18 protein-coding genes are annotated in these 11,837 nt (G+C 45.2%); 10 read left to right on the top strand and 8 right to left on the bottom strand.

What is annotated here, in order from left to right:
• Nucleotides 1-27: 27 nt before the first annotated feature.
• Nucleotides 28-585, bottom strand: a complete 558-nt coding sequence (locus A2517_RS00655; RefSeq protein ID WP_294893436.1) for a hypothetical protein — start codon at nt 583-585, stop codon at nt 28-30.
• Nucleotides 586-660: 75 nt separating this feature from the next.
• Here A2517_RS00655 and A2517_RS00660 point away from each other — a divergent pair, with 75 nt between their 5' ends.
• The gene (locus tag A2517_RS00660) at nt 661-969 is read left to right on the top strand and encodes a hypothetical protein (RefSeq protein ID WP_294893437.1); all 309 of its coding nucleotides are present in this window, start codon (nt 661-663) and stop codon (nt 967-969) included.
• Here A2517_RS00660 and A2517_RS00665 read toward each other — a convergent pair.
• Genes A2517_RS00665 through A2517_RS00675 form a run of 3 tightly spaced genes read right to left on the bottom strand, consistent with a single transcriptional unit; the run spans nt 966 to nt 2,074 of the window.
• Nucleotides 966-1,448, bottom strand: coding sequence for a hypothetical protein (locus A2517_RS00665; RefSeq protein ID WP_294893438.1), 483 nt, complete (start codon nt 1,446-1,448; stop codon nt 966-968). The genes A2517_RS00660 and A2517_RS00665 overlap by 4 nt on opposite strands.
• Nucleotides 1,449-1,458: 10 nt before the next feature.
• A complete protein-coding gene (locus A2517_RS00670; protein WP_294893439.1) occupies nt 1,459-1,686 on the bottom strand; it encodes a hypothetical protein in 228 nt (75 codons plus the stop codon).
• A complete protein-coding gene (locus tag A2517_RS00675) occupies nt 1,679-2,074 on the bottom strand; it encodes a NifB/NifX family molybdenum-iron cluster-binding protein (protein ID WP_294893440.1) in 396 nt (131 codons plus the stop codon). The genes A2517_RS00670 and A2517_RS00675 overlap by 8 nt, the downstream gene beginning before the upstream one ends.
• A 107-nt stretch (nt 2,075-2,181) precedes the next feature.
• Between A2517_RS00675 and A2517_RS00680 the strand changes: the two genes are divergently transcribed.
• From A2517_RS00680 to A2517_RS00710, 7 genes are all read left to right on the top strand, one after another.
• Nucleotides 2,182-2,910, top strand: coding sequence for a NifU family protein (locus tag A2517_RS00680; protein ID WP_294893441.1), 729 nt, complete (start codon nt 2,182-2,184; stop codon nt 2,908-2,910).
• A 10-nt stretch (nt 2,911-2,920) separates the two neighbouring features.
• Nucleotides 2,921-3,367, top strand: coding sequence for a molybdopterin-binding protein (locus A2517_RS00685; protein ID WP_294893442.1), 447 nt, complete (start codon nt 2,921-2,923; stop codon nt 3,365-3,367).
• Nucleotides 3,368-3,377: 10 nt separating this feature from the next.
• Complete coding sequence (locus tag A2517_RS00690) at nt 3,378-3,752, top strand: 4Fe-4S dicluster domain-containing protein (RefSeq protein ID WP_294893443.1); 375 nt, start codon at nt 3,378-3,380, stop codon at nt 3,750-3,752.
• Nucleotides 3,753-3,763: 11 nt separating this feature from the next.
• Entirely contained in the window at nt 3,764-4,147 is a 384-nt protein-coding gene (locus A2517_RS00695; protein WP_294893444.1) for a NifB/NifX family molybdenum-iron cluster-binding protein, read from the top strand.
• Nucleotides 4,147-4,545: a 4Fe-4S dicluster domain-containing protein gene (locus A2517_RS00700; RefSeq protein WP_294893445.1), complete on the top strand. Its 399-nt coding sequence runs from the start codon at nt 4,147-4,149 to the stop codon at nt 4,543-4,545. Before A2517_RS00695 ends, A2517_RS00700 begins: the two co-directional genes overlap by 1 nt.
• Nucleotide 4,546: 1 nt before the next feature.
• The gene (locus A2517_RS00705; protein ID WP_294893446.1) at nt 4,547-4,888 is read left to right on the top strand and encodes a hypothetical protein; all 342 of its coding nucleotides are present in this window, start codon (nt 4,547-4,549) and stop codon (nt 4,886-4,888) included.
• 96 nt (nt 4,889-4,984) lie between these two features.
• Nucleotides 4,985-5,254 (top strand): hypothetical protein, encoded by a 270-nt coding sequence (locus A2517_RS00710; RefSeq protein ID WP_294893447.1) that lies wholly within the window; start codon nt 4,985-4,987, stop codon nt 5,252-5,254.
• Between the two features lie 4 nt (nt 5,255-5,258).
• On the opposite strand, the gene A2517_RS00715 is transcribed toward A2517_RS00710, so the two are convergent.
• Nucleotides 5,259-6,179 (bottom strand): DMT family transporter, encoded by a 921-nt coding sequence (locus tag A2517_RS00715; RefSeq protein ID WP_294893453.1) that lies wholly within the window; start codon nt 6,177-6,179, stop codon nt 5,259-5,261.
• Between the two features lie 75 nt (nt 6,180-6,254).
• Between A2517_RS00715 and A2517_RS00720 the strand changes: the two genes are divergently transcribed.
• Nucleotides 6,255-8,450, top strand: coding sequence for an SLC26A/SulP transporter family protein (locus A2517_RS00720; protein WP_294893448.1), 2,196 nt, complete (start codon nt 6,255-6,257; stop codon nt 8,448-8,450).
• A 123-nt stretch (nt 8,451-8,573) separates the two neighbouring features.
• A complete protein-coding gene (locus A2517_RS00725; RefSeq protein ID WP_294893449.1) occupies nt 8,574-9,314 on the top strand; it encodes a pirin-like bicupin family protein in 741 nt (246 codons plus the stop codon).
• On the opposite strand, the gene A2517_RS00730 is transcribed toward A2517_RS00725, so the two are convergent.
• The 3 genes from A2517_RS00730 to A2517_RS00740 all read right to left on the bottom strand — a co-directional run bounded on the left by A2517_RS00730 (nt 9,311) and on the right by A2517_RS00740 (nt 11,792).
• Nucleotides 9,311-10,195 (bottom strand): diguanylate cyclase, encoded by an 885-nt coding sequence (locus A2517_RS00730; protein ID WP_294893450.1) that lies wholly within the window; start codon nt 10,193-10,195, stop codon nt 9,311-9,313. The genes A2517_RS00725 and A2517_RS00730 overlap by 4 nt on opposite strands.
• A 74-nt stretch (nt 10,196-10,269) precedes the next feature.
• Complete coding sequence (locus A2517_RS00735) at nt 10,270-10,608, bottom strand: hypothetical protein (RefSeq protein ID WP_294893451.1); 339 nt, start codon at nt 10,606-10,608, stop codon at nt 10,270-10,272.
• Entirely contained in the window at nt 10,608-11,792 is a 1,185-nt protein-coding gene (locus tag A2517_RS00740; protein ID WP_294893452.1) for a NifS family cysteine desulfurase, read from the bottom strand. The genes A2517_RS00735 and A2517_RS00740 overlap by 1 nt, the downstream gene beginning before the upstream one ends.
• Nucleotides 11,793-11,837 lie beyond the last annotated feature (45 nt).

Raw genomic sequence — 11,837 nt, forward strand, 5'->3', positions numbered from 1 at the left:
TTCCCAAAAAAGGGAAATTTGAGAGGATTATACCGCTCCGAAAGAGAGTTTTCCGCCGCGTTGGAACGATTTGATCTCTTCATACGTTTTTTCGCTTAGACGGAGATTACTGCGTAGAACCTCTTTACATACTGCATCGATTTTCTCTTTGTCGGACATCTTTTTCAAATCCCCTTTTGAGAGATCGGCGATATCGAGCAAGTCATTCCATACCGAGCTCTCATCCAATGAAAAGGCATGGAAAGTGATTCCCTCATACACAAATGTCCCTTTTCCGATAATGTCGGAGACGAAAAGGAGATATTTTCCCTCTGGAGTCAAGAACTCTTTGTATTTCGCTACGAAACCTTCAAAAATATCCAATGAGGTGAGTTCACACGCCAAGAAGTCAATTTTGTCCGAGTTGGTTGCAAGGATAACTTGTTTAACGATCTCTTTTGGAGGGAGACTTTTATCGGCAGTGATCACTTTACCCTCTGTTACGACGAGGCATCCGCGATAGGCGTATTTGTACGCATCGGTAGGGGCATTGTAGACGATCATCCATTCGAGTTTGTTTTCGCTGATGTAGCTTTGGATAGACATTGGGGTTCCTTCAAGATTAGTTAACTCTCTCAATACAATTATTGTTCTATCAATAAAGAGGGTAAACTTCCGCTTATGAAACAAAAACTACATGCTAAAGCCCGTCAAATCGCTCAAAGTCCGGCTACGAAAAAAGCCCTTATCGCTATGAAGCCTGAAAAATCGGTGTGGGGGTTTCTGGGGATCGTCCTCTTTTTGATTGTCCCTGAGATTATCGCTTTTATTTGGGGTGCAGAGATCACCGCCTATGCCAAAGAGGCACTGTTGCATGCGGGAGGAGTGGAGAAATACTATTTTGATTTTTTAGTCATGATGTTTGGAGAGGGGGGAAGCTGGGTAAATCTTGCTATCGCCGCCGCTCTTTTAGTATGGTTCTTCTTTTAGTCGATATCTTTTAGTGCTTCGTTGATTTGCTCCAATGCCAGCGACTTGGCATTTTCAACCTCTTTATTATCCCACCAGTATTCGATGATGGCGTGTTCGATTTGCTCTAACTGATCCATTTTCAGGTTGGCGAATACTTCTGCGGAGGTGATCTCCTCATGGGTGAGCCCTTTGGATGCCGCAATGGCGTTCAGCGTTTCGACAATGCTCTCTTCCAGCGGCTTGGGGCTGATCTCTGCTCTGGCCTGATCGATCCATGCGCGGATCTCCTCTTCGAGATAATCATGCCCCCACACCTGATAACATAAGATACGATTAGGACTGTAGAGGATGTTTTCATCTTCGCTTAAAACATCGCTTACTTTTACCGTACCCTCATTCAGATAGACTTCGATTCTCTCATTTTCCCGTAACGTACAAGCCCGCTCAAACGCTACTTTGGCATGTTTCAAGATTTCTCTTCGCAGATTTTCATTCATAGTTTTTCCTTTAGGATGCGATAGGTTTTGTGTTATGGTAATCCCACAGCCGTTTATAGTGACTGTCTAGCTCACTGAGGGTTGAATCGAGCGTGATGAGCTCATTAGTATGCGCAAACCGTTTACTGTGCGCTTCATACCATTGTGCCATTTCGGTTTTGAGTGCGTTACGTTTAGCGACGGTCTCAACAATAAGTCGACGAATCTCTTCCATTTCGTTCGTGATAATTTCATTCATGGCTACACCCGCATTCACACACACCCGCATTGGTACCCGGATCGAGATAACTATCGGCATTTTCAGGGGTAACCCGAACCAAAGATTCAGAGAAGGCGGCTTCAATCGCTTGAGCTAGAGGCATTGTCTCTTTCCCGAGCCAATACACTTCCATCCCCTCACGTACCATCACATGAAAAGGGCCGTCTCCTAAAAATCCGTACAAAGCGGACGTCGCCCCTTCCGCTAACAGATAATGAGCGGTTTTGATACCGTTGCCGCACCCCTCATTGGCGATAACGGTATAGTGTTTGTTTTTTGGATCAACTAAGGCGAAAAATTTGGCATTACCGAAGAGTTTTGTACTCATAGGATTATCGCTGTTTTGTTCCACAGGGATGGCGATCATTACTGCTCCTTTGTCCATTGATGTAAACGCTTATGCATATCTCATTCTTTGAATTAGAACGGCAATTGCACCAAGTACCCTATAAAGAGCACTATTAGGAGAAGGGTATGGAAGCAGAATCATTGATGGAGAACGCGATTGGTGCATACGATCGTAAAGAGTTCGCCGTGGCAAAATCGATTTGGGAAAGGTTGAGTGCTACGAACACCGACGCTATGGTCAATCTCGGAACGATGTATGTCAAAGGATTCGGTGTTGCCAAAGATATTAAAAAGGCATTTGAACTTTTTGATCGTGCAGCGGCACAAGGCCATGAAGTTGCTTCGTTTTATCTCGGCGGTATGTATGAGAACGGGATCGGTGTTACCGCCGATAAAGATCAATCGATCCGTTACTATAGTGTAGCCGCAGAGGCCAATATGCCTACCGCTCAACTCAAACTAGGTATTTTGCTCCGCAACGATGATGTTCTAAACTCGATGAAATGGATGATTAAAGCCGCCCATGCGGGAGAAACACAAGCCCATGCACTCCTTACGTACGTCAGTAACCAGAATGCAGCTACCGACATAAATGTCACGTTTCGAATGATGGATGAATTCTCCCAGCGCGCGAAAATAGAATCGGTTATTACAGAGAATCTTGCTCCTATCCTCGCAAGCGACGGCGGCGGAGTAGAGTTGGTGAATTATGTCGGAGGTGATACCCCTGAAATCTGGCTTCGCTATCTGGGCGCGTGCTCGGGATGTCATCTCGGGCCTACCTCGACGGCGGGGATGATTCTGGAACAGTTTGAAAAGGTCATTGATAAAAAAATTGTGATCTATCTCTGGTAGGAGGTTTACCATGAATACCTTTACAGCACGGGTTGAAGATATCAAAAGCGATCCGTTTTTTAGCTGTATTACCGTACGCGCTAATAATACTGAATTAAAACTTCTTAAAACAGAACTCCCTAAATGGCTTCGTATCGGCGATGAGGTTGAATGCCGTATCCAAGAGGCAGCAATTGCGATCTGTAAAGGTGCAAAGGAGGGGAGTGTATCGATTGAAAATCATCTCAACGGCGAACTGCAACATTTTCGTAAGGGGTTGGTTCTTAGTGAAGTGAGTGTCGATACCCCATGCGGAATGATGAACTCTCTCATTACAACCGACGCGTTTGAGCGGATGCACTTATGTGAGGGGTGTGAGGTGACACTGCTTTTAAAAGCGGTGGATATTAAACTCACTCCCTTGTTGGATAGTACCTCGTATGAAAAATGCAAAGAGCAATTGTATAAAACTAACTAAGGAGTCTATTATGGCCGTAATGATTACTGATTCTTGTATTAACTGTGATGCGTGTATCGATGAGTGTCCTGTAAGCGCAATCGCAAGTGAGAGTGATTCACCGCGTGATGATTGGGAATATACCTACGTAAAACCGGAAAAATGTATCGAGTGTGTCGGGCATGCTACTACACCTGCGTGTGCCGCAGCCTGTCCTACCGAGGGGTGTATCGTTTGGGATATGCCATACACTGCCGAGTTCAATGACTACTACGTTAACAGCTCTGAGTATGTTATCAGCGAATCGAAAAAACGGGGTCTTCTCTCACCTGAAGTAGCTCCGCAAACATTCCGTGATGATATCTCTATCGCTGCTCGTGAAGCACGTGAAGCGGTAGCGGTTTAAAAGGATAAGTTGTGCTCATCGCATTCGCTTCCACTGACGGTATCTTTGTCAATCAACATTTCGGTTGGTCGAAAAGCTTTGAGCTTTATCGTATCACTGCCGAGAGTGCCGAATACGTCAAGACACTCGACAGTTCCGAAGATGCGATTGCGGATGAGCACGAAAAACTTGCCTACAAAATCAGTACTATTCAAGAGGCGGATATTCTCTATTGCTCCGCGATAGGGCCTACCGCTTCAAAAATGGTACTGGCTTCTAAAATCTATCCGGTACGCTCAGGTGAAAATGATCGAATCGATGAGACGATTGTAAAGCTTCAAGAACTTTTATTGGGCAATCCGCCGCCGTGGCTGCAACGCATTGTCCACACATCCAAAGATAAGGAACTACTCTAATGGCTGTTATTATCAACGATACCTGCATCACCTGTGATGCGTGTTTGCAACAATGTCCGGTCAACGCGATTGTGGATGATACTTCCAATCCGACGGGGAAAAAACAATACTACGTTCAGCCTGACAAATGCGTCGAATGTGTCGGTATTTACGATGATCCTCAATGTGCGGCAATTTGTCCGAGTATCGGGTGTATTACGTGGGATATGCCGTTTACGGCCGAGTTTGACGAACACTTCCGTAACGAAGAGATCTACAAACTCGGCGTAAACAAAGAGGGGAAACTCAGATCACCGATTTACAAAGCCAAAAGCTTTCGCGAGGATATTCCCCTAAGCGAGCGCGGTATCGGAAAACTGGTTCAAGAAGAGCCTGAAGAGTTAGAAGAAGTAGGATAATGTGACTCCTATTGCGAAAGTGGCCGGCGATCTTGATACCTTTGGTTGTGATTGTGCGGTGACGGTCGCGCTTAAAATTACCGATGATTCGTGCAAAATGGATGAAGAACAGCGTGCCCTTTTTATGGCACTCTATGATCACCTTTCGCCGTATAAAAGTACGCTCTTTGATGATACTATCTATGAACTGATTCGCCAGTCTCGAGCCAATCCTACGGCAACTTTGTATGCGCAGATAAAAAAAGAGCGCGAACGTGCAATGGCGGTTATCACACAGGAAAAGATGAAAATTTTCAAAGCTTCCGTGCGAGGCTCTCTCCTTATCGCTCAACACACTGCCTAATCGTTCCAAATATGACTGCAATAGAAAGCTATTTAGAAACGGTTAACAATATACGATAAAATACGTTACTCATTTAACCTAATTGGAGGTGAAAAAGTGCGATTAATAGTCTATATTTTTATGTTTGCTTTTGCTTTTTTACTGTTTAAAGCATTTTTTTTAGATGCCTATCTGGAAGAGAAACGTATCTCTGATGGGAATACAACGGTTGAAACGGTTGAAGAAGAGATACCTTCTGAAGTTGTATCAGTCCCGAGAGAAGGGAATATCAGCGGAATGGCTGTCCCGAAAAAAGAGCAATCTGAAGTTAAAAAAATGCCCCTCGATCAATTAGGGGACGATTTAACGAAACATATTAAATTGTAAACGCCTATTTCTGCCGAGAGAGTAAAATACCGCTCACTATAATCAATATCCCTCCCATAATGACCATAGGGGTTGGGAGAACATCCCCTAACATAATCCCGAAAAACGTCGCGAATAACACAACAGAATAACTGACCGTGCTGACGATCCCCGCCTTGGCATAAAAATAGGCACGGGTCATATAGATTTGTCCGTATGCGGCGGCAATTCCCATCAGAGCAATCCACACCCAGTCATTTCCCCTCGGCATAACAAAAGGATTAAGGGCAAAGGCAAACAGCTCTGAGGTCGTATATTCCGCTATCATCATCAGCACGAGAGGGATCACTACCCCTGACACCATAAATGAGAGGACGACGGTTCGTTCATCATAATAGGCTTTGAGACTTCGTACACTGGTATACGCCAAGGCAGAGAGAAACCCTGTCAAAATCCCCATAATATGCAAATACCCCATTTCCAAACCGCTGAGCATCGCCACCCCCACAAATCCGATCATAACAGCGAGGAGGGCGTGTGATTTTAGTTTCTCACCCAGTAGTAAAAAAGCGAGCAGCGCGGTAAAAATAGGCTCCGTTTTAGCATAGACGATGGCATTGGAGAGAGAAGTCGCACTGATGGTATAAAAAAAGGTGAGCAAGGCAATCGTACCGATCACCCCACGAAAAATGAGGGTGATCGGTTTGCCTCCGATGTTATGGATAGGTTTGCGTAAAACAAATACGCCGATAACGGCCAACCCGATAGCGTTACGCCAAAACGTCACTTCGACCGACCCCATGGAACCTGAGAGGAGTTTGGCAAACACCATCGTAAGGGCAAATAAAAACGAAGCGATCAGCATATACAAAATGCCCAGACGGGTATCGGAAGAGAGTAGTTTCATAGAGGGGATTGTAGCACGATCGTGTTTATGAATATACATGAGTGTCAAACCCCAATCCTATTTTAGATACAATAAATTACTGTAATGATTTGATTGGGTATGGGATTGGATTTGATGTTTAAAAGAGAAAATTTTCTAGGTGATTTTTGGGGTGGAACGGCGGCGATGTTGGTGGCGTTGCCTGCAGCTATCGCGTTTGGGGTAACGATTTATGCGGTGATCGGCGGGCACTATGGTGCTTACGGTGCGGTTGCCGGTATTTTAGGGGTAGCGGCGATAGGAATTGTCGCATCGCTTATGGGGGGGACGGATCGGTTGATCTCTGCTCCGAGTGCCCCTGCGGCTGCCGTATTAGCCGCTTTTGCTCTGCAGTATATTAATCAAGGTGTAGGGGCTGATCTTGTTTTTGTGATGCTGATGATTGTTGCTTTGATTGCAGGGTTGTTTCAGATCACTTTCGGTGTGATCGGATTGGGAAAACTGATTAAATATATGCCTTTTCCGGTTGTCAGCGGATATCTAAGCGGGGTAGGGCTTTATATCTTTGCATCACAGGCTCCGATATTTTTAGGGCTTCCTCAGGGAACTTATTTTTGGGATTCGTTTTACATAACGAGCGCTTGGCAATGGCAGAGTATTGCGGTGGGGTTGGTAACCATTGGGACGATGCTTTATGCCAATAAAGTATTTCGTGCTATTCCTGCCGTGATTACCGCATTGGTGGTTGGGAGCGGAGCCTATTTTGCCTTTGGTTTGATTGATCCCTCTTTGCTTCAGGCAAATAACCCTTTTGTTATTGGGGAGTTAGGGGGAAGTGCGGGGATCAATTTTGTCCAGATGTTTACAGGACGTTTTGAAACCATGCTCTATATCGGATGGGACGATATGGTACTCCTTTTGGTTCCGGCATTGACATTGGCGGCATTGCTCTCGATTGATACCCTTAAAACGTGTGTTATCCTCGATTCGATGACCCACTCTTTTCACAACTCCAATAAAGAACTCATAGCTCAAGGCTCCGGTAATATCGTTTCGGCATTGATCGGGGGGATGCCGGGATCGGGAACGATGGGGGCAACGATGGTGAACATCTCTAGCGGCGGTAAAACACGCCTTTCCGGATTTGTCGAGGGGATTATGGCCGTTGTTGCGTTTCTCGTACTGGCAACCTTTATCGCATGGATTCCGGTTGCCGCATTGGCGGGAATATTGATCGTTATCGGTTTACGTATGATCGATCGCCACAGTGTGAAGCTGTTGAGAACACGCCGGACGGCACTCGATTTTTTCATAATTGTCGCGGTTGCTATTACCGCACTCTCCGTGAGCTTGATTGCGGCGGCGGGGGTAGGGCTAATATTGGCTGTAGTTTTATACATCGTGCAGCAAATCGGCGCATCGGTCGTCTATCGACACATAGATGGAAGTGAAGCGAGAAGCAAAGTCGTTCGAAGTCGGGACGAAGAGACACTTTTGTGTGAAAAAGGGGAGAATTTTTCAGTGTATGAATTGCATGGAAGCCTCTTTTTCGGAACGGCAAACCAGCTTTATACAATGCTGCAAGACGATTTACAGCATAAAAAATACATCATAATGGATATGAAACGAGTTCAAACAGTCGATTTGACGGCAGCACACATTCTGTTGCAGATTAAAGACATTCTTCACGAACGCGACGGATATCTTATGCTATGTCGTTTGCCTCATAAATTACCGAGCGGTGATGATTTGGAAAGCTATTTTAATCAAGTCGGACTCCTTAAACATTTGAGTCCGATCAAGGTATTTGATGATTTGGACGATGCGATTGAGTGGGCCGAAACAAAAATCATAAAAGAGTATTCGCCGGAACAAAAGAGTGAAGAACTGTTGGAACTTCACGATTTTGATCTCTTTAAAGGGCGCAGAGATGAGACCATAGAAGAGCTGCTGAGTCTGGTAGAAAGCCGATGTGTCAAAAAAGGGGAGGTGATCTATTCCGAAGGGGAAGGGAATGGGGAAATATTTTTGATACGACGCGGTTCAGTGCGGATAATGCTCCCCTATCCAAATCGAAAAAGTGTCCATATCAATACTCTGGGGCAAAACAATTTTTTCGGTGAGTTTTCCTTTTTAGAGGGGGTTCCCCACTATACCGATACGATTGCCGGAGCTGATACCGATTTGTACTGCATAACACGTGAGAATTTTGATCTGTTTAAAAAACACCATAAAAAAGCGGCATTTCATTTTATGCAGTCCCTTGCCGCCGTTTTGGCCGAGAGGCTGCGATTAACCCGTTCTGAATTGGTTGCTGAATATGATGTATAAAATGAATTTACAAAGGTATACTTTTTATGTCAATTTATTTAATTCAAAAATGATATAATTTGTTTATTCTTAATGAACATTTTAAAAGTAAAATAATTGATATTTTGTTTAAAGGGAGAACAGATGCAGTTTTTTCTCCATAAAGCCGATGAACGAGGAATAGCTGAGCATGGATGGCTACATAGCCGATTTAGTTTCAGTTTCGCCGATTATCACAATCGTAATCGGATGGGGTTTGGTGCATTGCGTGTCCTTAATGATGATTGTATAGAACCTTTAAGCGGCTTTGATATGCATCCTCATCAAGATATGGAAATTATTACGATAGTTACGAAAGGTTCACTGGAGCATAAAGATTCGCAAGGGAATCACGGAATAATCAAGGCGGGCGAAATCCAGTATATGTCAGCAGGACGAGGAGTTGAACACTCAGAATTCAATCCTTCGTCCAAAGAGAAGACGGAGTTGTTTCAGATATGGATTATCCCCCGTCGAAAAGGGACGATTCCACTCTATGAACAGCGCCGCTGCGACTTGGACAGAATTAACCGATGGGCGCTTATTGTTAGCGGCAGCGGCAAGAAAGGTTCGTTGAAAATCGGTCAGGATGTAAATATTCGGGTATCACATCTATTTTTTGGACATACTCTCGTATCCGATCCACCCAAGAGAGGGTATGGACGGTTATTATTGGTTGTGGACGGAAAGGTAAATGTGTGCGGCTATACTCTAAAACAGCGTGACGAACTACAAATCCTAGGAGATGAACCATTTGAGATTACGGTCAATAAGGATGCCCACCTGCTATTATTTGACGTACCGCTGGTCGATTTTGACCAAAAAAGAGGCTCGCTCCTTTTTTAAAGAAGGGTAGTCGGCGAACTTTCCGACGACTTTTTCAGTGCTGATTCGGCACGTGAGATCGTATCGGATATTTCCTCATTATCCGTTTGCATAGTTGTACCGAGGCGCATACTGATCGATTTGAGATTTTCGAAAGGCTCTTCCCTCATTACGCCGAGCAGTTTACGGCTAAACTTCATAGCATTATCGGCCGAATCAATGAGATAGGCTAACAAAAAAATCTTTTTATCCCATCGTACAAGCATATCGCTTTGGCGAATATTGCATTTTATACTGGAACTAAAGTCGTGCAGGTATTTCTCGGCATTAGTATCGGAAGATGCCATTTCTATCATCGTAATACCGATCGCTTTTTTGTTGAATTCTGAGGCGTTTTGAAAGCTTTTAGCGGTATGGATAAAATAATCTTTGTTGAATGCACCGCTCTCTTTGTCAATACTGACATCATTTTCGATCATAATCCGTTTGATCAGATCTTGCGAAATATCGGTAAATGAGACAATAGTGTACTCTTCTACCGGCTGATCGAGGGTAACTGCAAAAGCGTACGGTTCTGCTCGGTAGTTGATCATGCTGACAACTCTTTCTTCTTCGGGGAGATTCAAAAAGTCTTTAGTCCACATATCAGGATTTTCGACTTTACCGGGATGAAAATAGGCGTCATGCGGTACAAAACGGTTTAAAAGGGAACCGAATTCACGAAGGAACATTTTGACATTCGGCATACCGGTAAAAGTTTGAAACGCTTTATTAAAAAGTACGGGAGTATTGTGATGCATGAGGATGATTAAATTGGTTTGAGTGTCGATGGCGGATTGAAAAAGCTTACTGCATACATCATTTTCAGTGATTAAAAATACCTCTTTTTCCGAGAAACTCATCAAAAACCTTTAGTCAAATTTGCGTACTATAATAGCACATTGCAGAGGTATTTGTATAAGAATAAGCGGTTTTATTATGAAGCTGATTGTTGGGTGTTTTTTATCAGCGGATAGAGCTGTCCGTAACAATCACAAAACTTTTTACAACCGCAGGCATAAAAGATATTTTTCCCCGTATCGAGGGAATAACTTCCGAAATCGGTTTTGATCACGTCTCCTTGGATACGCTCTATCGTGAGCGTACGTACCAGACATGAATCATACGGATCAAGGCGATGGTATTTTTCTCTGGCAGTATGTACCCAGAGGATGTGTGCGGGGAGCGCTAGGGAGAGGAGAAACTCTCTGTTCCATTCGCGCGTTGCCCCGAGTGCTTCGAGTTCCGAGTCACTGATATTGCGGTAGGGGCGCATCAGCCAACTTCGTTCGTGTAGGCATAGGTTGAGGAGATCGAGCGCAGACGTTCCGCCGCTTTGATGAATACGTCGATGGTGTAGTCGATCTCATCGGCGGTGGTGAAACGGCTGAGGCTGAGGCGGATCGCCGTATGGGCGAGTTCTGGGTCTTGTCCTATCGCGCTCATAACGGGATTGGCTTCGAGCGATTCGGAAGCACATGCACTCCCCGTAGAGGCGGCGATGCCAGCGCGGTTCAGATCCCACAGCATCGATTCCCCTTCGATACCGCGTAGTGAGATGAGGATGGTGTTAGGTGTACGGCGTGCGCGATCTCCGACGACGAACGTGTCAGGTAGTTGAGAGATGGCGTCTTCGAGACGGTCGCGTAGTGCACGAACGTCGCTGTTCATTTTTGCCAAATGTCCCACCGATTGTTTCATCGCCAGTCCCATTCCGATGATGTATGCGACGTTGAGAGTTCCCGCACGCTTGCCCCCCATTTGCTCCCCGCCGTGGAGGAGGTTAGGGAGTTCGCTTCCTTTTTTGACATACAACCCGCCGATCCCCTTCGGTCCGTGGAATTTATGTGCCGAAAATGTCAGATAATCGATCGGCGTTGCGGTGAGATCGATCGCAACTTTTCCGATCGCTTGCACCGCATCGGTATGGAACAAGATACCGCGCTCCTTCGCGATGGCGGCGACCTCTTCGACGGGAAAGATCATTCCCGTTTCGTTGTTCGCCCACATCATCGAGATGAGGATCGTTTTGTCAGTAATTGCCGCCGCAACCCGCTCGGCACTTACATAACCGTATTGATCCACATCGACAAACGTGATCTCGGCACCGTTTTCTTCGAGAAAGTGGAGGGTTTCTAAGACCGAAGGATGTTCTACTGCTGAGGCGATGATATGGTTTTTGGATGGATCGCGGAGGATGTGTTTGAAAAAGACTCCCTTGAGGACGGTATTGTTGCTCTCGGTCGCGCATGAGGTAATGAGGATGTCATCGGCATCGGGGGCGTTGAGGGCGTCGTACATATTCCCCATCGCTTCGTTGAGATAGGGGCGTACTTCGATACCGTATTGGTGCAATGAGTTCGGGTTACCGTAAAGCTCTTCGAAAAAAGGCTGCATTTTAACTTTGACGATAGGATCGAGTTTGGTGGTGGCGTTGTTATCTAAATAGACTCGTTTCATTGTTTGTCCTCATATGTCGGATAGTATGAAGAGAGAATGCAAGAT

Source organism: Sulfuricurvum sp. RIFOXYD12_FULL_44_77 (assembly GCF_001830725.1).
GTDB classification, from domain to species: domain Bacteria; phylum Campylobacterota; class Campylobacteria; order Campylobacterales; family Sulfurimonadaceae; genus Sulfuricurvum; species Sulfuricurvum kujiense_A.